The following is a 21,807-nucleotide window of genomic DNA, read 5'->3' as shown; positions in this document are numbered from 1 at the left end:
TCGTGGAGGTCGGCGCCTCGTCGCATGTCGCGATGCTGCACCCTCGCCGGCATGCTCTCCATCGCAGAACGCTCCGCCATGCGCCTCGACGGCGATCTCGTCGACCTCGCGCACTCCGCTCGGCACGTCGACCGCGTCGACTCCCCCGCCGACCGCCTCCGGTCCCTCAGGCTGCCGCTGACGTCCGCCCACATCGTCTCGGGCCTCGCCGCCGCGTGGGTGCATGGCGCCGCTCCCCTGCCCGACACGATCGACGTCGCCACCCTGCGCCATCGCCGCGCCGAGGTGCCTGCCGGCTGCCGCGCGCTCATCCGGCGCGTCGCGCTGCACACGTGCCTCGACGTCGACGGCGTGCGCGTCACGTCGCGGCTGCGCACCGCCGTCGACCTGCTCGCCGACGACCGCGACGACGACGTGACCCGCACGGCGATCCGGCTGCTCGCCGACGATCCGCGCGAGCTGCGCTGGGCGATCCCGGGATCGGGACGCAGCCGCATCGAGCGGTCGCTCGCGCGACTCGAGTCGCTCGGCCTCGTCAGCCGCCCGTGACGCGGTAGACGTCGTAGACGGCGTCGATGCGCCGCACGGCGTTCAGCACGCGGTCGAGGTGCGTGGTGTCGCCCATCTCGAAGACGAATCGACTGATGGCCAGACGGTCCGTGCCCGTCTGCACCGACGCCGAGAGGATGTTGACGTGGTGCTCGCTCAGCACCCGCGTGACGTCCGAGAGCAGGCCCGAGCGGTCGAGCGCCTCGACCTGGATGTGCACGAGGAACACGCTCTTCACGTTGTCGGCCCAGGAGACCTCGATCATGCGCTCGGGCTCGGCGAGCAGCCCCTGCACGTTGGGGCACGTGCGCTGGTGCACGCTCACGCCCTGGCCGCGCGTCACGAAGCCGACGATGTCGTCGCCGGGCACGGGCGTGCAGCACTTCGAGAGCTTCACGAGGATGTCGTCGGCGCCGCGCACGAGCACGCCGGACGACGAGGTGCGCGACTGCACGCCGCGCGACGGGCTCACGGGGATGAACTCGTCCTCGTCGACCGTGCCCTGCAGGCCGGCGACGACCTTCTCGAGCACCGACTGCGTCGAGACGTGGCCCTCGCCGACGCCGGCGTACAGGCCGTTGACGTCGTCGTACCCCATCGACGAGGCGACCTCGACGAACGACTCCCTGCTCATGAGCTGCTGCAGCGGCAGGTTGTGCCTGCGCATCGCCTTCGCGATGGCGTCGCGGCCCTGCTCGATCGCCTCGTCACGGCGCTCGCGCGTGAACCACTGGCGGATCTTGTTGCGGGCGCGCGCGCTCTGCACGAACGACAGCCAGTCCTGGCTCGGCCCCGCGTCCGGGTTCTTCGACGTGAAGACCTCGACGACGTCGCCCGTCTGCAGGCCCGTGTCGAGCGGCACGAGACGGCCGTTGATCTTCGAGCCCATCGTGCGATGGCCGACCTCGGTGTGCACGGCGTAGGCGAAGTCGACGGGCGTCGCACCCTTCGGCAGGCCCACGACCTTTCCCTTCGGCGTGAAGACGTAGACCTCCTTCGCGCCGATCTCGAAGCGCAGCGAGTCGAGGAACTCGCCCGGGTCCTGCGTGTCGGCCTGCCAGTCGTTGAGATGGGCGAGCCACGCCATGTCCTCGCCGGTGACGGCCTGGCCGCCGCCCTGCTTGTACTTCCAGTGCGCCGCGACGCCGTACTCGGCGCGGCGATGCATCTCCTCGGTGCGGATCTGGATCTCGACGTGGCGACCCTCGGGGCCGATGACCGTCGTGTGCAGGGACTGGTACAGGTTGAACTTCGGGGTCGCGATGTAGTCCTTCATGCGCCCCGGCATGGGCTTCCATCGCGCGTGGATCTGACCGAGCACCGCGTAGCAGTCGCGCACGCTCGGCACGATGACGCGCACGCCGACGAGGTCGTAGATGTCGGAGAACTCGTGGCCCCGCACCTGCATCTTCGTGTAGATCGAGTAGTACTGCTTCGGTCGACCGGTCACGCGGCCCTTGATGCGGGCGCCGCGCATGTCGTCGACGAGCGCCTGCACGACCTCCTCCATGTACCGGTCGCGCTCCGGCGCCTGGCCCTCGACGAGGTTCTTGATCTCGACGTAGACCTTGGGGTTGAGCACGGCGAACGAGAGGTCCTCGAGCTCGGTCTTCATCGCCTGGATGCCGAGGCGGTGCGCGAGCGGCGCGTAGATCTCGATGGTCTCGCGCGCCTTGCGCTGCGCCGACTCGCTCGAGACGAAGCCCCATGTGCGCGCGTTGTGCAGGCGGTCGGCGAGCTTGATGACGAGGACGCGGATGTCCTTCGCCATCGCCACGACCATCTTGCGCATGGTCTCGGCCTGCGCGGCGTCGCCGTACTGCAGCTTGTCGAGCTTCGTGACGCCGTCGACGAGCATCGCGACCTCGTCGCCGAAGTCGGCGCGGCACTGGTCGAGCGTGTACTCGGTGTCCTCGACGGTGTCGTGCAGCAGCGCTGCCGCGATCGTGACCGGGCCGATGCCGAGGTCGGCGAGGATCTGCGCGACGGCGACGGGATGCGTGATGTACGGCTCGCCCGACTTGCGGAACTGCCCCTGGTGGGCGCGCTCGGCGACGATGTACGCCCGCTGGATCAGCCCGGTGTCGGCCTTCGGGTGGTGGCCCTTGACCGTGCGGATGAGGTCATCGATCGCACCCGCACGGTTCGACCGCGAGAACAGGAAGGGCAGCAGGGTGCGAAACGCGCCGGTGGTCTGCGTCTCGCTCATGCGTCCATCCTCCTCCCGCGGTCGTGCCGTCAGACGACTGCGCCGCGCTCCGAGGGCCGCTTGGCCTTCGCCTCGCCGATCGCGTCGCCCTGGCGCATCTGCGCGTAGAGCGGCGCTGCGACGAAGAGCGTCGCCCATGCGCCCACGAGCGTGCCGATGAGCAGCGCGAGCGAGATGTCCCGCAGCGTGCCGGCACCGAGCAGGAACGCTCCGATGAAGAGGATCGCCGCGGTCGGCAGCGCGGCGATGACCGACGTGTTGATCGAGCGCACGAGCGTCTGGTTGACCGCGAGGTTGATGTTGTCGAGGAACGAGCCCGACGTGCCTGGCGCGGTCTGCTCGCGGATCTTGTCGAACACCACGACGACGTCGTACAGCGAGTACGACAGGATCGTGAGGAAGCCGATGACGGCGGCCGGCGTGATCTCGAAGCCGACCGTGCCGTACACGCCGAGCGTCACGACGAGCGTGAAGAACAGCGCGGCGAGCGCCGCGACCGACATCTTCCAGGTGCGGAAGTAGAACGCCATGATGATGGCCGCGAGCAGCACGAACGCGACGAGTCCGACGATCGCCTGGCGGGTGATGTCCTGGCCCCATGACGGGCCGACGAACGACGAGGTGATCTCGCTCGTGTCGACGTCGAGCGCGGCGGCGAGGGCGTCGCGGATCTCGACGGTGTCGCCGTCGGAGAGCTGCTCGGTCTGCACGCGCAGGCCGTCCTGGCCGATCTGCGCCACGTTCGGCACCTGGGACGCGCCGAGCACGCCCGTCACGGCGTCCTGCGCCGCCTGCTCGTCGACCTGCTCGATGCCCGTGACGCGGAACTCGCTGCCGCCGCGGAACTCGATGCCGAACTCGAAGCCGCCGCGCAGGATGGGTCCGAGGATGCACAGCGCGAGCACCGCGAGTGCGACGAGGAACCACGTCTTGCGACGCGCGACGAACGGGAAGGACGTCTCGCCCGTGTAGAGGCGGTTGCCGAACTGGGTGAGGGATGCCATCACCGCTCCTGCTCTGCCGAGGCGGATGCCTTGCGCTCGGCGATCGACTGGCGGCGCTGCGCCTCGCGCGAGCTCGTCGCGCCCTTGCCTGCTGCGACGGGGTCGCGGAACTGCGCGCGGCCGCGGTACACGGCTCCGAGCGCCTTCGGGTCGAGACCCGACATGGGGTGGCCGCTCGAGAAGAACCGCGTGCGTGCGACGAGCTGCAGCATCGGGTGCGTGAACAGCGCGACGACGACGAGGTCGATGATCGCCGTGATGCCGATCGTGAACGCGAAGCCGCGCACGTTGCCGACCGCGACGAGGTAGAGCACGACGGCGGCGAGCAGGTTGAGCGCCTTCGACGCGACGATCGTGCGCCACGCACGACGCCAGCCGGCCTCGACGGCGCTCGTGAGCGCTCGCCCGTCGCGCAGCTCGTCGCGCACGCGCTCGAAGTAGACGATGAACGAGTCGGCGATGAGGCCGATCGAGATGATGAGGCCCGTGACGCCGGCGAGCGAGAGGCGATAGCCCTCCGCCGACGACAGCCACGTGATGACGAGGTACGACAGGCCACCGGCGATGACGAGCGACGCGATCGTGACCGACGCGAGCGCGCGGTACTGGAAGATCGAGTAGCCGATGACGAGCAGCAGGCCGATGAGGCCGGCGATGATGCCCGCCTGCAGCTGGCTCTCGCCGAGCGTCGCCGCGATGGTCTCCTCCGACTGCACCTCGAAGCCGATCGGCAGCGAGCCGAACTTCAGCTGGTCGGCGAGCGACGACGCGGCGTCCTGCGTGAAGCCACCGGTGATCGATGCCTCGCCGTTCGTGATGACGGCGTTCGACGCGGGCGCGATGACGACCGCGCCGTCGAGCACGACGCCGAACTGGTTGCGAGGGCTCTCGAGGCTCGTGATGCGGCTCGTGACCTCGTCGAACGCCTCGGTGCCCTGCGCGTCGAACTGGAGGCGCACCTCCCACTCGCCCGTGGGCGCACCGGTCGACGTCGTCGCCTGGCCGAAGGTGGCGTCGGAGATGTCGGCGCCCTCGACCTCGACGGGCCCGAGGATGTATCGCGCCGTGCCGTCCTCGGAGCACGTGATGAGCGGCTCGTCGGTGGGCTGCTCGCCGCGCTCGGGGTCCTGCAGCGCTGCGCAGTCGAACGTGTCGTAGGCCGCCTGCAGCGTGGGGGTGATCCACGCGAGGTCGGAGGCGTCGGCGGGCGTCGCGGCGGCGGGGTCGTCGACGGGCGGCGTCGCCTCCTGGGCGGCCTGGTTCGTCGCGATCTCGTCGGGCGTGAGCGCTGCCGCGACCGTGAGGACGGGGCGGAACTCCATGCGGGCGCTGGACTGCAGACGATCCATCGTCGCGTCGTCGACCTCGCCGGGGATGGCGACGACGATGTTCTGGCCGCCCTGCGTCGTGATCTCGGACTCCGAGATGCCCGACGCGTCGACGCGCTGACGGATGATCTCGACGGCCTGGTTGAGCTGGTCCTCGGTGACCTGCTCGCCCTGCTGCAGCTGCGGCTCGAGGATGACCTGCGTGCCGCCCTCGAGGTCGAGCGCGAGGCGGGGGGTCCAGGACCCGCCCTGCGTCGCCACGCTCGCCCAGTTCAGCCCCGCGAAGACGGCGCCGATGACGACGAGCCAGATGAGTGCGCGCCCCGAGCGCGCCCGCGCCTTCGCCACTACGGGCGCTCGGTGGTGCTGTCGCCGCTCGTCTCGGCGTCGTCGGCGGGCGACTCGTCGGCGAGCGTCTCGTCCTCGACGACGCGCGCGAGCGTCTGACGGTGCACGCGCAGCGTCACGCCGGGCGAGACCTCGACGAGCGCCTCGTTCTTGTCCTCGTCGATGGCGAGCAGCGTGCCGAACACGCCGAAGTTCGTCATGACCTCCGCGCCGGGCACCATCTTGTCCTGCAGCTCCGCCTGCTGGGCCTTGCGCTTCTTGCTGTTGCGGAACATGAAGAAGATCAGCACGGCGAGGATCAGCAGCATGCCGATCGTCAGCGGGTCGAACGGGATGCCACCGGTCTGGGCGTTCTCGTTCGCGGTCTGGGTGAGGAGATGCATGGTGAGGTCGCTTCAGTCGAAGTTCGGATGGGTCGGCTCGCAGGCGCGCAGGCGCGCGGGCACGAACCCGACGATCATAGCCGCTCGTCCAATGTGGGATGGACGACGACGCCCGCGTGGGCGAGGCCCTCGGGCGTGGCGATGCGGCCCCGCGGCGTCCGCGCCAGGAGGCCCTCGCGCACGAGGTAGGGCTCGACGACCGACTCGATGGTGTCGGCCTCCTCGCCCACCGACGCCGCGAGCGTCGACAGGCCGACGGGGCCGCCGCGGAAGCGGTGGGCGATCGTGTGCAGCACGGCGCGGTCGAGACGGTCGAGGCCGGCCTCGTCGACGTCGTAAAGGCGCAGCGCCTCGCGGACGCCCTCGAGCTCGTCGCTGCCGGGGTGCACGAGCAGCCAGTCGCGCACGCGCCGCAGCAGTCGGTTGGCGATGCGGGGCGTGCCGCGGCTCCGTCGAGCGAGCTCGACGATCGCCTCGTCGGGCAGCGGCACGCCGAGCAGGCTCGCCGAGCGGTGCAGCACGCGCTCGAGGTCGGCCGGGTCGTAGAACTCGAGATGGGCCGTGAATCCGAAGCGGTCGCGCAGCGGGCTCGGCAGCATGCCGGAGCGCGTCGTGGCGGCGACGAGCGTGAACGGCGCGAGCTCGAGCGGGATCGACGTGGCTCCGGCGCCCTTGCCCACCATGATGTCGATGCGGAAGTCCTCCATCGCGAGGTAGAGCATCTCCTCGGCGGAGCGCGCCATGCGGTGGATCTCGTCGACGAAGAGCACGTCGCCGGGCGTGAGCGCGGAGAGCACGGCGGCGAGGTCGCCCGCGTGCTGGATGGCGGGACCCGACGACAGGCGCACGGCTCGTCCCGTCTCGGCGCCGATGATCATGGCCAGCGTCGTCTTGCCGAGGCCGGGAGGGCCTGCGAGCAGGATGTGGTCGGGGCTGCGGTCCTGCAGCGCGGCGGCGCGCAGCAGCACCTCGAGCTGCCCGCGCACCTTCGGCTGGCCGACGAACTCGCCGAGCGACCCGGGGCGCAGGGCGCCCTCGAACGCGATCTCGTCGCCCGTGGCCTCCGGCTGCGTGAGCTCGTCGGTCATCCGCGCGGTCCCAGCTCGGCGAGCGCTGCGCGCAGCAGCGAGCCGGCGTCGGGCTGGGCGCCCACGGCGTCGAGGGCGGCGCGCGCCTGCCGCTCGGGCCAGCCGAGGCCCGTGAGCGCGACGAGCACGTCGGCGCCCGCATCCGACGGCGTCGCCGCCGCGGGGGCGGACGCGTGGAGCTTGCCCGCGAGCTGCACGATGATGAGGCGCGCGGTCTTCGGGCCGATGCCGCTGACCGCCTTGAACGCGCGCTCGTCCTCGCGCACGATGGCGTCGGCGAGCTGGTCGGGCGTCATGTGGCTCAGCACGCCGAGGGCCGACTTCGGCCCGACGCCCGAGACGCTGCGGAGCAGGTCGAACGCGTCGAGCTCCGCCTGCGTCGCGAACCCGTAGAGCGAGAGGTCGTCCTCGCGCACGATCAACGTGGTGTGCAGCGCGATCGCCGAGCCCACGGCGGCGACGAGCGACTGCTGCGGCGTCACGGCGACGGCGAGGCCGACGCCGCCGACGCCCACGACGAGGCGGCTGCCCGTCGCGCCCAGCACCGTGCCGTCGAGCCTCGCGATCATGGGCTCCAGCCTAGGTTCGACGGATGACGCAGCCCGGTCGCCGCGCCGTCGCGCGGTGCCGCCTCGACCGTCAGCGCCTGCTGGCGCGCTCGGCGGCCTGCCAGGCGCGCTGCGCGGGGGTGAGGGCGGCGGTCGGGGCGGCGCTGCGGGCGCTCCACGCGTGGCAGATCGCGATCGCGAGGGCGTCGGCGGCGTCGGCCGGCTTGGGCATGGCATCGAGGGCGAGGATGCGCTGCACCATGGCCCCCACCTGCCGCTTGTCGGCCTGCCCGTAGCCCGTCACCGCCGCCTTGACCTCGCTGGGCGTGTGCAGCTCGACGGCGATGCCGCTCGCAGCCGCGGCGCGCAGCACCAGGCCGGAGATCTGCGCGACGCCCATGACGCTGCGCACGTTGTGCTGCGCGAACACGCGCTCGAGCGCCACCGCATCCGGCCGGTGCTCCGCGATCGCCGCCTCGACGCCCGACGCGATGCGGTGCAGGCGGTGCTCGAGCGGCTCGTCGGCCGCCGAGCGCAGCACGTCGACCGAGACGAGTCGCACCGCGCGACCCTCGGCGTCGACGACACCCACGCCGCAGCGCGTGAGGCCGGGGTCGATGCCGAGGATGCGCACGGTGCGTCCCTCGTCGCCGCCGAGCCCTAGTCCTCGTCCTCGGCGTCGAGCTCGGCCTGCGCCTCGGGCGTGAGGGCGTAGTTCGAGAAGACGTTCTGCACGTCGTCCGAGTCCTCGAGCGCGTCGATGAGACGCATGACCTTGCGCGCCGTCTCGGCATCGACCTCGACCTTGAGGTCGGCGACGAACTCGGCCTCCGCCGAGTCGTAGTCGATGCCTGCGTCGACGAGCGCCGAGCGCACGGCGACGAGGTCGGTGGGCTCGGAGAGGATCTCGAACCCGCCACCCTGGTCGACGACGTCCTCGGCACCGGCATCGAGCACGACGAGCAGGATGTCGTCCTCGGAGACGTCGTCGGTCTTCGTGACCGACACGACGCCCTTGCGGTGGAAGTTGTAGGCGACCGAGCCGGGGTCGGCCATCGTGCCGCCGTTGCGGGTCATGGCCGTGCGCACCTCGGCGGCCGCGCGGTTCTTGTTGTCGGTGAGGCACTCGACCATGAGCGCGACGCCACCACCGGCGTAGCCCTCGTACATGATCGTGGTGTACTCGATCGACTCGCCCGAGATGCCGGCGCCGCGCTTGATGGCGCGATCGATGTTGTCGTTCGGCACCGACGTCTTCTTGGCCTTCTGCACGGCGTCGTACAGGGTCGGGTTGCCGGCGAGATCGGCGCCGCCGAGCTTCGCGGCCACCTCGATGTTCTTGATGAGCTTCGCGAACGACTTCGCACGGCGCTGGTCGATGACCGCCTTCTTGTGCTTGGTCGTCGCCCACTTGGAATGTCCGGACATGCTGCCTTCCCGGTTCTGATCGACGATCCAGACTACCGGCGTCCGCTGGGCGCGGGTGCGAGGCGCTGCCGCACGCCCGCCGCCGAGAGCTCGAGCCCGGCGAGGGCGTCGAGCACGGCGTCGTCGCCCTCGCGGATCGCCCGCAGCGGGTCGGGGGCGACGGCCTGCAGCTCGGGCAGCGGTCGCGCGACGAGCGCGCGCAGCGCCAGCAGGTCGCGGCCCGCGGGCGTCGCGGCGACGCGCGCCGTCTCGGCCGAGCGCAGGGCGAAGCGGATGCGCGGCACGAGCCACGCCGCGATCAGCACGAGCACCGGCACGATCCACACCGCGGCGCCCACGCCGGCGGCGAGCGCGTGGATGGCCGTCTCGAGCGTGATGCCCGCCGTCGTCAGGCCCTCCGCAGCCCCCGCGGCCTCGACGAACGGCGCCCCCAGGCCCGACCCGACGAGCGGGATGCCCTCGAGGCCGTCGGCCGCACCGAGCAGCGTGTCCGAGAGCGTCGACCCGGTGTCCTGCATCTGCACGCCGAAGCGCGCGAGGGAGTCGATCGCTCGCGTGACCTCGCCCGAGAGCCAGATGGCGGCGACGAGCACGCCGATCGCGACGAGATCGCCGACGATCTGCCATGCGCGGCGGTCGGGGCGAGCCGAGTAGAGCTGCATGTCGTGAGGCTACCGGCGGCGGCCGCGCCCGAAGGTCGGCACGCGTCCAGACGACGGTGCCACGATGCGTGCATGCCCAGCACTCGCATCCTCCCCCTCGCCGGCATCGTCGTCGGCGCCCTCGCGCTCACGGGATGCATCGTCTCCCCGCCCGCCGTCGCTCCGCAGCAGACGACGCCGACGGCGTCGTCCGACCCGACCACGGCGCCCACGTCGACGCCGCCGGCGAGCGACCCGCCGAGCACGTCGCCCGAGCCGACCGAGACGAGCGCTCCGGCAGCGGGCGGCGCGAGCATCCTCATCGACGGTGCGACCGCGCCTGCCGAGCTCGTCGCGGAGCTCGACTGCGTGCTCTACGGCACGAGCGCCATCATGGCGTCGGCACCCGAGAGCGGCGAGGACGTCGTCTCGGGCTTCTTCACCGACTCGGGCGGCACGTGGACGGCCGACACCTTCTCGATGGTCATCGGCTCGACGGCGTACATCCAGACCGAGGAGTCCGCGCCGGCGACCTACGCCGACGGGGTCTTCACGACGACGATCACGATGGACACCTTCACGGCGGGCACCGCATCCGTCGCGTTCTCCGTCCCCTGCAGCTGATCGGGCGAGCGCTGGGTCGCGTCAGGAGACCCAGCGCTCCGCGAGCTCGGCCCGCACCTCCTCGAGCAGGCGAGGCAGCGCCTTCGTCTGCGCGATGATCGGGAAGAAGTTCGCGTCGGTCGCCCACCTGGGCACGATGTGCTGGTGCAGGTGGTCGGCGATGCCGGCCCCCGCGACGCGGCCCTGGTTCATGCCGATGTTCACGCCGTCGTTGTTCGACACGAGCGAGATGGTGCGCATCGCCTGCTGCGTGAGCAGCGCGATCTCGGCCGTCTCCTCCTCGGTCGCGAGGTCGTACGTCGCGACGTGGCGGTACGGGCAGACCATCACGTGCCCGGTGTTGTACGGGTACAGGTTCATGATCACGAACGCGCTCGTGCCCCGATGCACGACGAGGCCGTCGGCGTCGGGCAGCGTCGGCGCGACGCAGAACGGGCACGCGTCGCGCTCGGGCTGCTGTCCCTGCTGGATGTACGCCATCCGGTAGGGCGTCCAGAGCCGCTGGTAGCGGTCGGGCACGCCCGCGAGCTCCGACGACATCCACGTCGGCGCCCCGGCCTCGCGCGCCGGGTCGTCGGCCGCGGGGAAGTCCTCGGGGCCGCGACCGTCGGCGCTCGGCATCAGGCGACCAGCTCGGTCTGCCGCGACGCGATGGCTGCGACGATGCGCGCGATGGCGTCGTCGACCGGCACGCCGTTCTCCTGGGTGCCGTCGAGGAAGCGGAACGAGACGCTGCCCGCCTCCGCGTCCTTGCCGCCGGCGATGAGCTGGAAGGGCACCTTCGCGAGCGTGTGCGTGCGGATCTTCTTCTGCATGCGCTCGTCGGAGTGGTCGACGTCGACGCGCACGCCCTGCGCGCGCAGGCGGGCGGCGATGTCGTCGAGGTAGTCGGCGTAGTCGCTCGCGACGGGGATGCCGACGACCTGCACGGGCGCGAGCCAGGCGGGGAACGCGCCGGCGTAGTGCTCGAGCAGGATCGCGAAGAAGCGCTCGATCGATCCGAAGAGGGCTCGGTGGATCATGACCGGCCGCTGCTTCGAGCCGTCTCGGTCGGTGAACTCGAGCGCGAAGCGCTCAGGCAGGTTGAAGTCGATCTGCACGGTCGACAGCTGCCACGTGCGCCCGATGGCGTCCTTGGTCTTCAGGTCGATCTTCGGGCCGTAGAACGCCGCCTCGCCGGGCACCTCGGTGAGGGAGAGCCCGCTCGACTGGGCGACGCGGCGCAGCGCATCCGTCGCCTCGGCCCACTGCTCCTCGTCGCCGATCCACTTCGACTTCTCGTCGTCGCGCATCGACAGCTCGAGCGAGAAGTCGGTGAGGCCGAAGTCGCGCAGCAGCGACAGCACGAACTCGAGCACCTTGCCCGACTCGATCTCGAGCTGGTCGGGGGTGACGAACAGGTGGGCGTCGTCCTGCGTGAAGCCGCGCACGCGGGTGAGGCCGTGCAGCGCGCCCGAGAGCTCGTTGCGGTAGACCGTGCCGTTCTCGGCGAGACGCATCGGCAGGTCGCGATACGACCGGGCACGCTCCTTGTAGATCAGGATGTGCATCGGGCAGTTCATGGGCTTGAGGTAGTAGTCGGAGCCCTGCTTCGCGACCACGCCGTCGGCGTCGACGACCTCGTCCATGTGGATGGGCGGCCAGATGCCCTCCTTGTACGTCTCGAGATGCCCCGAGACGGCGAAGAGGTCGGCCTTCGAGATGTGCGGCGTGTACACGTAGGAGTAGCCGCCCTCGAGGTGCCGACGGCGCGCGTGCTGCTCCATCTCCTGGCGCACGATGCCGCCGCGGGGGTGCCACACCGACAGGCCGGAGCCGACCTCCTCGGGGAAGGAGAACAGGTCGAGGTCCTTGCCGAGGCGACGGTGGTCGCGCTTCGCTGCCTCCTCGAGGCGTGCCTGGTAGGCGCGCAGCTCGTCCTTCGTCGGCCATGCGGTGCCGTAGATGCGCTGCAGCTGCGGGTTCGTCTCCTTGCCGCGCCAGTAGGCGGCGGCGATGCGCATGAGCGCCGCGCCGTTGCCGACCATGCGGGTCGAGGGCAGGTGCGGCCCGCGGCAGAGGTCCTTCCAGACCGTCTCGCCCTCGCGATTCACGTTGTCGTAGATCGTCAGCTCGCCGCCACCCACCTCGACGGCAGCCTCGTCGTTCGGACCCTTGAGCCCGATGAGCTCGAGCTTGTACGGCTCGTTCGCCAGCTCGGCGCGCGCCTCGTCCTCCGTGACGACGCGACGCGTGAAGCGCTGGCCCTCGCGGATGATGCGGTCCATCTCCTTCGAGATGCCCTTGAGGTCCTCGGGGGTGAACGGCTCCGCGACGTCGAAGTCGTAGTAGAAGCCGTCGGTGACGGGCGGGCCGATGCCCAGGCGCGCCTCGGGGTTGATGCGCTGCACCGCCTGCGCGAGCACGTGCGCGGCCGAGTGGCGCAGGATGGCGAGGCCGTCCTCGGAGTCGATCGTCACGGGCTCGACCGTCTGCGTGTCCGTGATCTCGCGTGCGAGGTCCTGGAGCTCGCCGTCGACGCGCATGGCGACGACGGCACGGTCGGAGAAGCGATCGAATCCGGTGGTCACCCATCGATCCTAGGCGCGCATCGGCCGCACCGCGGCACGCGTCAGGCGGTCGTGGCGAGCGGCTGCGCGCGGCGGCTGATCGCGATGCTCAGGATCGCGGCGACCACGCACAGGCCCGCGGCGCCGAACCAGGCCAGCGTGTACTCCCCCGACGCGTCGCGGATCGTGCCCGCGACCGTCGCAGCGATGGCGGCGCCGATCTGGTGCGCGGCGAAGACCCAGCCGAAGACGACGGGTCCGTCGGCGCCGAAGAGCTCGCGGCACAGCGCGACGGTCGGCGGAACGGTCGCGACCCAGTCGAGGCCGTAGACGACGACGAAGAGGATGAGCGGCGGGCTCACGGAGTCCGACAGCAGCAGCGGCAGGATCGCGAGGCCGATGCCGCGACCGGCGTAGTAGACGCCGAGCAGGATGCGCGGGTCCACGCGGTCGGTGAGCCAGCCGGATGCGATCGTGCCGACGATGTCGAAGATGCCGACGAGCGCGAGGAGGCCCGCGGCGGTCGTCGTGGCCATGCCGTGGTCGTGCGCGCTCGGGATGAAGTGGGTGCCGACGAGGCCGTTCGTCGTGGCGCCGCAGATGGCGAAGCCGGCGGCGAGCGCCCAGAACGTGCGCGACCTGCTCGCGCGACGCAGCGTCGACAGCGCGGTGCGCACGGCGTTGCCGCTCGAGCGCACCGGCGGCGTCCATCCCTCGGGCGCGCCGTACGGGGTCGTGCCGAGGTCGGCGGGGCGGTTGCGCAGGAAGAGCAGCACGAGCGGCACGACGACGAGCGCGCCCGCGGCGACGAGGATCGACGCCTGCCGCCATCCCGCACCCTCGACGAGCAGCGCGATGAACGGCAGGAACACGAGCTGGCCGGTCGCAGACCCGGCCGTGAGCACCCCGACGACGAGGCCACGGCTGCGCACGAACCACTGGTCGGCGACGGTCGCGGCGAACACGAGCGCCATCGAGCCCGTGCCGAGGCCGATCATGACGCCCCATGTGGCCACGAGCATCCACGGCGTCGTCGCGAGCACCGAGAGCGCGGCGCCGCCGGCGACGAGCAGCAGTGCGAGGGTCGTGACGCGGCGCATGCCGAAGCGCGCCATGAGCGCGGCGGCGAACGGCGCCGTGAGGCCGAAGAGCACGAGGTTCACCGTGACGGCGAGCGAGAGCTCCGTGCGCGTCCAGCCGAACTCCTCCTCGAGCGGCACCATGAGCGCACTCGGTGCTGCCCGGAAGCCTGCGGCGCCGACGAGGGCGAGGAACGCGACCGCCGCGACGATCCAGGCCGGGTGGAGGAGGCGTCGGCGCTGCCCGACCGGAGTGTGCACGTCAGCGATTCTGCACGGTCGCGCGCAAGCGGTCGGCGATCCGATCGTCGAGATCCGGCCCGGTGCCGTCGAGATGCTGCCGTTCGCACGGCGCGGGCGCCCGGTACGACAGAAGCCCCGGTCCTTGCAGGACCGGGGCTTCCGATGTGGTGGGCGATACTGGGATCGAACCAGTGACCTCTTCCGTGTCAGGGAAGCGCGCTACCGCTGCGCCAATCGCCCTCATGCGAGGTGGAGACGGGATTCGAACCCGCGTAGACGGCTTTGCAGGCCGCTGCCTGACCACTCGGCCACCCCACCCTGTCGGTGGCTCCCGGCGAACCGGGGGCGACCTTCGAGATGATCTCTCGAGCGGATGACGAGATTCGAACTCGCGACCCTCACCTTGGCAAGGTGATGCGCTACCACTGCGCCACATCCGCATGTCTCTCGGGGTCTCCCCCTCGGACTCGACCAACAGTAGCCCACGGTTCGACGCTCGGCAAATCGAGCGACGACACACGGTCACATCGGTGTGATTCCGCGGATCTCGGCATGCCGATGCCCGCACACGGGCACGCCAGGCCCGGTCCGACGAGGATCCCGAGACGGTCGGACGCGCGTCGGGATCGCGCGCGAGGATGGTCACGGAAGGCCTCCGACCTGTGGCAGGATGGAGCGGTCGAGGGCGATTGGCGCAGTTGGTAGCGCGCTTCCTTCACACGGAAGAGGTCATCAGTTCGAGTCTGGTATCGCCCACCACGCACGAGGCCCCGGTCCCCACGGACCGGGGCCTTCGTCGTTCCCGCGCCAATCGCGTCGGCCATCGCTCGCCGCGCCGTAGGCTCGGACGTGGAGCGCGACCCGCAGCGGGCGCGGCGTACGCGGGAGGGGGTCGGCGTGGTCTGGCCGTTCCGTCGCCGCCGCGAGGAGCCCGCTCCCCCGCCCACCGACGACGAGCTCGGCCCCCAGGTCGACGAGGGTCTCCTCATCGTCATGACGGGCCTGCGCCTGTCGACCCGCAACCGCATCGTGCTCGAGGCGCTGCGCGACCGCGACGACTTCGACGAGGACGCCGTCGTCGCCGGCGTGCGCGAGGACGCTGCGGCGATCGTCGCCGAGCAGCGCGCGGCCATCGACTTCATCGACCGCACGCGCGAGCAGGCCGCGCGCAGGCACGGCCACGCGCTGCACAGCGCCGACTTCCGCCGCCGCGACGTCGCACCCCTCGAGCGCCGTGCACGCATCGCCGCGCTGCTCGTCGAGCGGCTCGAGGAGCGCGTCGCCGACGAGCAGGTCGTGCGTGACCTCGTGCGCGCCGCGCGCCGCAGCGCGATGGACGACATGTTCGACTCCGCGCTGCGCATCCTCGACGTCGCCCCCGACGTCGTCGACCCCGATCGCGACGAGCGCCTCGCGGCGCTGCACGACGAGCTGCGCACGCTGGGGCTCGACTCCGCGCATCCCGACGCGCCGCCGCGCGACTGAGGCGGCGCGGCGGACGCCGCGAGCGGAAGGGCCCGGATCCCTCGGGATCCGGGCCCTCCTGCGCGTCAGGCGATCGGCTGGGCGATCAGACCTTCTCGATCTCGTACGCGTACGCGTCCTCGCCGTGGACGATCGAGTCCACGCCGGCGAGCTCGTCCTCCGACTTCACGCGGAAGCCGATGGTCTTCTCGATCGCGAAGCCGACCACGAAGGCCACGATGAACGCGTAGACCATGGCACCGAGCGCGGCGATGAGCTGCACGAGGAGCTGGCCGCCGCCGCCACCAAGGAACAGGCCCGTGTCGGTCGCGAAGAAGCCGAGGTAGAGCGTGCCGATGAGGCCGCCGACGAGGTGGATGCCCACGACGTCGAGCGAGTCGTCGAAGCCGAGCTTGAACTTCAGCTCGATCGCGATGGCGCAGACCGCACCGGCGACGACGCCGAGCACGAGGGCCCAGCCGGGCGTGAGGTTCGCGCAGGCCGGCGTGATCGCCACGAGACCGGCGACGGCACCCGATGCGGCGCCGACGGCGGTGGGCTTGCCGTCCTTGATCTTCTCGACGACGAGCCATGCGAGCACGGCGGCCGCGGTCGCACCGATCGTGTTGATCGTGATGAGGCCGGCGTTGCCCATCTCGTTGAGCCACTCGGCGCCGACGTTGAAGCCGAACCAGCCGAACCACAGGATCGCGGCGCCCAGGAGCACGAACGGCACGTTGTGCGGCTTGTGCGAGCCCTTGGCGAAGCCGACGCGCTTGCCGAGCACGAACGCGAGGGCGAGTGCTGCCGCGCCTGCGTTGATGTGCACGGCGGTGCCGCCTGCGTAGTCGATGACGCTCGGGAGGCCCATCATGTCGCCGAGGCTGTAGATCCAGCCGCCGCCCCACACCCATGCCGCGATCGGGAAGTAGCCGAGCGTCGCGAAGACGCCCGCGAAGAGCATCCACGCACCGAACTTGGCGCGGTCGGCGATGGCACCCGAGATGAGCGCGACCGTGATGATGGCGAAGGTCGAGCCGTACGCGACGCCGACGAAGTCGGTGTTCGCGGTCTCCCCGGCTGCGAGCCCGGAGAGGCCGAAGTCGGAGAAGGGGTTGCCCGCGAAGGCGAAGGGGCTGTCGACGGCCGACATGTTGTAGCCGTAGAGGATCCACAGCACGCCGATGAGGCCGAGGGATCCGAACGACATCATCATCATGCTGATGACGCTCTTCGCGCGGACGAGGCCGCCGTAGAAGAACGCGAGGCCGGGCGTCATGAACAGCACGAGGGCTGTGGCTGCGACGCCGAAGGCGATGCTTCCTGCATCCATGGAATGGACTCCTTGGGGGTGTTCCGGTCAGGGATTGCTGCTCAGCCTGAGCGAACGTCATTTCGGCAGCCCGCGCGGCGTGTTTCCGCGACGTAACGAAACCCGCCGCGATGTTGCGGGGATGTTTCGGCGCAAGGGGATGCCGCGGCGCTGGTTGGATGGATGCCGTGACCTGGATCCGCAACCCGCAGGTGGCCGCCGCGATCCTCCTCGCAGCGGCGGTGCTCGGGCTCGTGGCGGCGAACTCGCCGCTCGCGGCCGGGCTCGACGCCCTGAAGCACTGGCATCCGACGCCGTTCGCGGGCGTCGACCTGTCCGCGGCGCACTGGGTCACCGACGGCCTGCTCGCCGTCTTCTTCTTCGTCGCCGCCATCGAGCTGCGCTACGAGCTCACCCAGGGCGAGCTCGCCGATCGGCGCAAGGCGCTCGTGCCCGCCATCGCCGCCGTCGGCGGCGTCGCGGCGCCCGCCCTGCTCTTCGTGGCGCTCGTGCCCGGCGACCTCGCCAGCGGCTGGCCCATCCCCACGGCGACCGACATCGCCTTCGCGCTCGGCGTGCTCGCGATCGTGGGCCGCAACCTGCCCGTCGCGGTGCGGGCGCTGCTGCTCGCGCTCGCGGTCATCGACGACCTCATCGCTATCGGGCTCATCGCGATCCTGTTCACGACCGACCTGCAGGTCTGGGCGCTCGTCGCCGCAGCGGCGATGGTCGTCGTGGTGTGGGCGCTCGGCCGCGTCTACCGCTCGCGTCGCGGCTCGTGGCCGCTGCGCATCGCCATCGCCATCGCGTGCGTCGCGCTGTGGTGGCTCGTGCTGCAGTCGGGCGTGCACGCCACGATCGCAGGCGTCGCAGCCGGCCTCGTGCTCGCCCCGGCGCCGGCGGAGTCCGCGAGGCACCGGCTCGAGCCACTCGTGAACGCCATCGTGCTGCCGCTGTTCGCGTTCGTCGCGGCGAGCGTCGCCATCCCGCAGGTGCCGTTGGGCGAGCTGAGCCCCGTGTTCCTCGCCATCGCGGTCGCGCTGCCGGTCGGCAAGCTCGTGGGCATCACGGCTGCGGGATGGCTCGGCCAGGTCGCGCTGCGCACGCCGCGAGAGGAGCGCATGCCGCTCGGCGACATCGTCACGGTGGCGCTGCTCGGCGGCATCGGCTTCACCGTCTCGCTGCTCATGAACGAGCTCGCGCATCGCAGCGCGGAGGAGCTCATCGTCGACGGCACGCTCGGCGTGCTCGTGGGCTCGCTCGTCTCGGTGCTCGTCGGCGGCACCGTCGCGGGCATCCGCAGCGCTCGCCGCGCACCCGTCGACGCTGCGACGCGCCGAGCGTCGGACGCCGAGGAGGATCGCCGCCGCACCGACGGCGAGTGACGCCTCGCGGCTACGCCTGGCCGGTCGTGAGCGCGATGAGGCGCGAGATCGCGCGCAGGTACTTCTTGCGGTAGCCGCCACCGAGCATGTCCTCCGAGAAGACGTGGTTCAGCGGCACGCCCGACGCGACGATCTGCACCTGCGCGTCGTAGAGGCGATCGACGAGCGCCACGAGCCGCAGCGCCTGGCTCTGGTCGGTGAGCGTGCGCACGCCGTGCCAGCCGACGGCGTCGAGGCCCGCGACGAGGTCGACGTAGCGCGACGGGTGCACGGAGGCGAGGTGCGCGACGAGCTCGTCGAAGTCGTCGAGCGCCACCGACTCGCCGCGCTCTGCGAGCGTCGACTCCACGGCGTCGTCGTCGACCACCGGCGCCTCGCCCGAGACGTCGCGCTGGCGGTAGTCGTCGCCGTCGATGCGCATGATCTCGAAGCGGTCGGCGATCGCCTGGATCTCGCGCAGGAAGTCCTTGGCCGCGAAGCGACCGTCGCCGAGCGCGTTCGGCGGCGTGTTGCTCGTCGCCGCGATCTTCGTGCCGCCCGCGACGAGCTCGCCCAGCAGGCGCGTCATGACCATGGTGTCGCCCGGGTCGTCGAGCTCGAACTCGTCGATGCAGACGATCGTCGATCCCGAGAGCGCCTGCACCGCGCCCTGGTAGCCGAGCGCGCCGACGAGCGCCGTGTACTCGATGAAGGTGCCGAAGTGCTTCGTGCCGGACATCGTCTTCCACAGCGACGCGAGCAGGTGCGTCTTGCCCACGCCGAAGCCGCCGTCGAGGTAGATGCCGGGCTTCACCTGCGGCGCCTTGCGGAACAGGCCCTTGCGCCCGCCGCCGCGCCAGATGGTCGCGAGCTCCTGCATCCGCTCGACCGCGTGGGCCTGCGAGGGATGCGAGGGGTCGGTCACGTACGACTCGAACGTCGCGCCGTCGAACTGGCGCGGCGGCCGGAGGTTCGCGACGATGCGCGCGGCGTCGGTGGTGGGCTGGCGGTCTGCGATGCGCGTGAGCGTGGGCACGTCGGGAGGCTCCGAACGAAGGGATGCGCACCCGGCACGGGGCCGGGCGTACGGGTGGAAGAATCGGCGTCGTCGCCGCGTTCCAGGGTAGACGAGTGGCCGTGCGCCGATCGGCGCGGCCGGATGAGGAGTCGAGAGCGATGCCGAGCACGACCGAGACCGAGGCGCAGTTCGCCGAGTTCGCCCACCCCGAGCGGCTCGTGTCGACCGCGTGGCTCGCGGAGCACCGCGGCGACGCCGGCCTCGTGGTCGTGGAGTCCGACGAGGACGTGCTGCTGTACGAGACGGGCCACATCCCCGGCGCCGTGAAGCTCGACTGGCACACCGACCTCAACGACCCCGTGACGCGCGACTACCTCTCCCCCGAGGCGTTCGCCGAGCTCATGCGCCGCAAGGGCATCGGCCGCGACGACACCATCGTGCTGTACGGCGACAAGTCGAACTGGTGGGCGACGTACGCGCTGTGGGTGCTCGCGCTCTACGGCCACCACGACACGCGCATCCTCGACGGCGGCCGCGACCTCTGGGTCGCCGAGGGTCGGGAGATGACGCGGGATGCGACGCAGCGGCCCGCGACCGACTACCCCGTCGTCGAGCGCGACGACACGACGCTGCGCGCCTTCCGCGACGACGTGCTCGCCCACATCGGCAAGCCGCTCGTCGACGTGCGCAGCCCCGAGGAGTACTCGGGCGAGCGCACGACGGCGCCCGCCTACCCCGAGGAGGGCGCGCTGCGCGCCGGTCACATCCCGACGGCGGCGAACGTGCCGTGGGGCAAGGCCGTGCGCGAGGACGGCACGTTCCGCTCCCGTGCCGAGCTCGAGGCCATCTACCGCGACGACGCGGGCCTCGGCGACGCCGACGACGTCGTGGCGTACTGCCGCATCGGCGAGCGCTCGAGCCACACGTGGTTCGTGCTGACGCACCTGCTGGGCTACCCCAGCGTGCGCAACTACGACGGCTCGTGGACCGAGTGGGGCTCGCTCGTGCGCGTGCCGATCGCGATCGGCGCCGAGCCGGGCGAGGCGCCCGCGCGATGAGCCTCACCCCCGTGCTGCAGGAGTTCGTCGACGACTTCGCCGCCGTCGGCGAGCAGGACAGGCTCATGCTGCTGCTCGACCACGCGGACGCGCTGCTGGCGCTCCCCGCGCGCTACGCCGACCATCCCGACCTGCTCGAGCGCGTCCTCGAGTGCCAGTCCCCCGTCTTCCTCTTCGTCGAGGTCGACGGCGGCGTCGTGCACGTGCACGCGACGGCCCCGGAGGAGGCGCCGACGACGCGCGGCTTCGCGTCGATCCTCGTGCGCGGCCTCGACGGCGCCACCCCCGACGAGGCGCTCGCGGTGCCCGCCGACCTGTCGTCGATGCTCGGCCTCGAGCGGGCGGTCTCGCCGCTGCGGCTGCGCGGCATGTCGGGCATGCTCGGCCGCATCCAGCGGCAGATCCGCGAACGGACCGCCGGGGACTAGCCCCGCACGAGTCCCGTGCGGTCGAGCCAGCCGTGCACGATCTCGCGGTAGCGCGGCTCGTCGAGGTTCCACAGCTTGCAGTGCTTCGCGCCGTGCCACTCGTGGTACTCGACGATGTCGGGCCGCGCCTCGGCGAACGCGCGCGACGCGTCCGGCGGCACGAAGCCGTCGTCGGCCGAGTGCTGCAGCAGGATCGGCACGGCGTACGAGTCGGCGTAGGCGATGCCGTCGAGCTCGCCGAAGTCCAGCGCGTCGCCGCCCGCGAGGCGCGCCGCCGGCGACTCGAGCAGCGCGGTCGCGGTGTGCACGAGCGCGACGGGCACGCGGGCGAGCCGCGTGTGGAAGAGCAGCGTCGGGCCCCAGGACACGACGGGCGAGTCGAGCAGGATGCCGACGATGCGGCGGCGATGCCGCGAGCGGCGGGCGAGCTGCAGCACGATCTGCCCGCCCATCGACCAGCCCATGAGCAGGATGCGCTCGGCGCCCGCCGCGACCGCCACGTCGATCGCCGCGTCGACGTCGCGCCACTCGTCGAGCCCGAGGCGATACGTGCCGTCGGCGGTGCTGGGCGCCTCGCCGTCGTTGCGGTACGCGACGCACATCGAGGGGATGCCGCGCTCGGCGAGGATCGGCACGGCACGCAGCGGCTCGCGCCGGTTGACGCCGCGACCGTGCACCTGGATGCACCACGTCGGCGACGACTCGTCGCCGACGATCCACGCCGGCGCCGGCCCGAGCTCGGTGTCGACGATGACCGACCGGAACGGCAGCTCGAGATCGCGCGGCCGGTACAGGTGGTAGCCCGAGAAGCGGGCGCTCGCGCGGCCGCCGACGCGCACGCGGCCCTTGCCGGTGATCTCGCGCAGCACCGTCGTCTCGTCCTCGTCGACGATCTCGCCGATGCGCACGAGGCGATCGCCGATCCAGAGGGCGTAGCGGCCGGGCAGCTCGGTGTCGGGCGTGCGCAGGAGACGGATGCCCTCGGGCCCGATGGAGACGATCTCGACGTCGTCCTTGTGCCTCGGCGGCGTGATGAGCGTGCGGGCCAGCACGGCCGAGAGACCCGTCACGATCGCCGCTCCCGCGGCGAGGCCGACGGCGGCGAGGGCTGCGGCGCGCCTCGCTGGTCTGCTCACGGCGTC

At 71.4% G+C, this 21,807-nt stretch carries 21 protein-coding genes and 4 tRNA genes; 7 read left to right on the top strand and 18 right to left on the bottom strand.

What is annotated here, in order from left to right; translation table 11 throughout:
- The first annotated feature begins 51 nt into the window (after positions 1 to 51).
- The gene (locus FS793_RS01575) at positions 52 to 549 is read left to right on the top strand and encodes a hypothetical protein (RefSeq protein WP_144717880.1); all 498 of its coding nucleotides are present in this window, start codon (positions 52 to 54) and stop codon (positions 547 to 549) included.
- Here FS793_RS01575 and FS793_RS01570 read toward each other — a convergent pair.
- From FS793_RS01570 to FS793_RS01530, 9 genes are all read right to left on the bottom strand, one after another.
- On the bottom strand, positions 536 to 2,758 hold the full coding sequence (locus FS793_RS01570) for a RelA/SpoT family protein (protein WP_144717878.1): 2,223 nt from the start codon (positions 2,756 to 2,758) through the stop codon (positions 536 to 538). The genes FS793_RS01575 and FS793_RS01570 overlap by 14 nt on opposite strands.
- 29 nt (positions 2,759 to 2,787) lie before the next feature.
- A complete protein-coding gene (secF, locus tag FS793_RS01565; protein WP_144717876.1) occupies positions 2,788 to 3,762 on the bottom strand; it encodes a protein translocase subunit SecF in 975 nt (324 codons plus the stop codon).
- Complete coding sequence (secD, locus tag FS793_RS01560) at positions 3,762 to 5,438, bottom strand: protein translocase subunit SecD (RefSeq protein ID WP_144717874.1); 1,677 nt, start codon at positions 5,436 to 5,438, stop codon at positions 3,762 to 3,764. Before secD ends, secF begins: the two co-directional genes overlap by 1 nt.
- Complete coding sequence (locus FS793_RS01555) at positions 5,438 to 5,821, bottom strand: preprotein translocase subunit YajC (RefSeq protein ID WP_144717872.1); 384 nt, start codon at positions 5,819 to 5,821, stop codon at positions 5,438 to 5,440. The genes secD and FS793_RS01555 overlap by 1 nt, the downstream gene beginning before the upstream one ends.
- A gap of 74 nt (positions 5,822 to 5,895) precedes the next feature.
- Complete coding sequence (ruvB, locus tag FS793_RS01550) at positions 5,896 to 6,909, bottom strand: Holliday junction branch migration DNA helicase RuvB (RefSeq protein ID WP_144717870.1); 1,014 nt, start codon at positions 6,907 to 6,909, stop codon at positions 5,896 to 5,898.
- Positions 6,906 to 7,478, bottom strand: coding sequence for a Holliday junction branch migration protein RuvA (ruvA, locus tag FS793_RS01545; RefSeq protein ID WP_144717868.1), 573 nt, complete (start codon positions 7,476 to 7,478; stop codon positions 6,906 to 6,908). The genes ruvB and ruvA overlap by 4 nt, the downstream gene beginning before the upstream one ends.
- Positions 7,479 to 7,548: 70 nt before the next feature.
- Positions 7,549 to 8,091 carry a crossover junction endodeoxyribonuclease RuvC gene (gene ruvC, locus FS793_RS01540; RefSeq protein ID WP_260979970.1) on the bottom strand — a complete coding sequence of 181 codons (543 nt, stop codon included), beginning with the start codon at positions 8,089 to 8,091 and terminating at the stop codon, positions 7,549 to 7,551.
- Positions 8,092 to 8,117: 26 nt separating this feature from the next.
- The gene (locus tag FS793_RS01535) at positions 8,118 to 8,885 is read right to left on the bottom strand and encodes a YebC/PmpR family DNA-binding transcriptional regulator (protein ID WP_144717866.1); all 768 of its coding nucleotides are present in this window, start codon (positions 8,883 to 8,885) and stop codon (positions 8,118 to 8,120) included.
- 32 nt (positions 8,886 to 8,917) lie between these two features.
- Positions 8,918 to 9,547, bottom strand: a complete 630-nt coding sequence (locus FS793_RS01530; protein WP_144717864.1) for a hypothetical protein — start codon at positions 9,545 to 9,547, stop codon at positions 8,918 to 8,920.
- A 72-nt stretch (positions 9,548 to 9,619) separates the two neighbouring features.
- On the opposite strand from FS793_RS01530, the gene FS793_RS01525 reads away from it, so the two are divergent.
- On the top strand, positions 9,620 to 10,150 hold the full coding sequence (locus tag FS793_RS01525) for a hypothetical protein (RefSeq protein ID WP_144717862.1): 531 nt from the start codon (positions 9,620 to 9,622) through the stop codon (positions 10,148 to 10,150).
- Positions 10,151 to 10,171: 21 nt separating this feature from the next.
- Here FS793_RS01525 and FS793_RS01520 read toward each other — a convergent pair whose 3' ends face one another.
- The 6 genes from FS793_RS01520 to FS793_RS01495 all read right to left on the bottom strand — a co-directional run bounded on the left by FS793_RS01520 (position 10,172) and on the right by FS793_RS01495 (position 14,461).
- Positions 10,172 to 10,690 carry an HIT family protein gene (locus FS793_RS01520; protein ID WP_144719709.1) on the bottom strand — a complete coding sequence of 173 codons (519 nt, stop codon included), beginning with the start codon at positions 10,688 to 10,690 and terminating at the stop codon, positions 10,172 to 10,174.
- Positions 10,691 to 10,770: 80 nt separating this feature from the next.
- On the bottom strand, positions 10,771 to 12,675 hold the full coding sequence (thrS, locus tag FS793_RS01515; RefSeq protein ID WP_222123700.1) for a threonine--tRNA ligase: 1,905 nt from the start codon (positions 12,673 to 12,675) through the stop codon (positions 10,771 to 10,773).
- Between the two features lie 86 nt (positions 12,676 to 12,761).
- A complete protein-coding gene (locus tag FS793_RS01510; RefSeq protein ID WP_440130451.1) occupies positions 12,762 to 14,048 on the bottom strand; it encodes an MFS transporter in 1,287 nt (428 codons plus the stop codon).
- 138 nt (positions 14,049 to 14,186) lie between these two features.
- A tRNA-Val gene (locus FS793_RS01505) sits at positions 14,187 to 14,261 on the bottom strand.
- 7 nt (positions 14,262 to 14,268) lie between these two features.
- Positions 14,269 to 14,339 (bottom strand) — tRNA-Cys (locus FS793_RS01500).
- Positions 14,340 to 14,389: 50 nt separating this feature from the next.
- A tRNA-Gly gene (locus FS793_RS01495) sits at positions 14,390 to 14,461 on the bottom strand.
- A 243-nt stretch (positions 14,462 to 14,704) separates the two neighbouring features.
- On the opposite strand from FS793_RS01495, the gene FS793_RS01490 reads away from it, so the two are divergent.
- Together FS793_RS01490 and FS793_RS01485 are read left to right on the top strand one after the other, a co-directional pair.
- Positions 14,705 to 14,780, top strand: a tRNA-Val gene (locus FS793_RS01490).
- A gap of 138 nt (positions 14,781 to 14,918) precedes the next feature.
- Positions 14,919 to 15,506 (top strand): hypothetical protein, encoded by a 588-nt coding sequence (locus tag FS793_RS01485; RefSeq protein ID WP_144717856.1) that lies wholly within the window; start codon positions 14,919 to 14,921, stop codon positions 15,504 to 15,506.
- Positions 15,507 to 15,591: 85 nt separating this feature from the next.
- Here FS793_RS01485 and FS793_RS01480 read toward each other — a convergent pair whose 3' ends face one another.
- The gene (locus tag FS793_RS01480) at positions 15,592 to 16,818 is read right to left on the bottom strand and encodes an ammonium transporter (protein ID WP_144717854.1); all 1,227 of its coding nucleotides are present in this window, start codon (positions 16,816 to 16,818) and stop codon (positions 15,592 to 15,594) included.
- A gap of 167 nt (positions 16,819 to 16,985) precedes the next feature.
- Between FS793_RS01480 and FS793_RS01475 the strand changes: the two genes are divergently transcribed.
- Complete coding sequence (locus FS793_RS01475) at positions 16,986 to 18,182, top strand: Na+/H+ antiporter NhaA (RefSeq protein ID WP_144717852.1); 1,197 nt, start codon at positions 16,986 to 16,988, stop codon at positions 18,180 to 18,182.
- Positions 18,183 to 18,192: 10 nt separating this feature from the next.
- Here the strand turns inward: FS793_RS01475 and zapE are convergent, their stop codons facing one another.
- Positions 18,193 to 19,197: a cell division protein ZapE gene (gene zapE, locus FS793_RS01470; protein WP_144717850.1), complete on the bottom strand. Its 1,005-nt coding sequence runs from the start codon at positions 19,195 to 19,197 to the stop codon at positions 18,193 to 18,195.
- A 140-nt stretch (positions 19,198 to 19,337) separates the two neighbouring features.
- Here zapE and FS793_RS01465 point away from each other — a divergent pair, with 140 nt between their 5' ends.
- Positions 19,338 to 20,237 (top strand): sulfurtransferase, encoded by a 900-nt coding sequence (locus FS793_RS01465; protein ID WP_144717848.1) that lies wholly within the window; start codon positions 19,338 to 19,340, stop codon positions 20,235 to 20,237.
- Complete coding sequence (locus FS793_RS01460) at positions 20,234 to 20,665, top strand: SufE family protein (RefSeq protein ID WP_144717846.1); 432 nt, start codon at positions 20,234 to 20,236, stop codon at positions 20,663 to 20,665. Before FS793_RS01465 ends, FS793_RS01460 begins: the two co-directional genes overlap by 4 nt.
- Here the strand turns inward: FS793_RS01460 and FS793_RS01455 are convergent.
- Positions 20,662 to 21,801, bottom strand: coding sequence for an alpha/beta hydrolase family protein (locus FS793_RS01455; protein WP_144717844.1), 1,140 nt, complete (start codon positions 21,799 to 21,801; stop codon positions 20,662 to 20,664). The genes FS793_RS01460 and FS793_RS01455 overlap by 4 nt on opposite strands.
- Positions 21,802 to 21,807: the final 6 nt, after the last annotated feature.

Origin of the sequence: Agrococcus jejuensis (assembly GCF_007679035.1) — a bacterium.
Lineage (GTDB): Bacteria > Actinomycetota > Actinomycetes > Actinomycetales > Microbacteriaceae > Agrococcus > Agrococcus jejuensis_A.
Note: the sequence above shows the minus strand (reverse complement) of the source record. Positions and strands in the feature narration are given on the sequence as shown.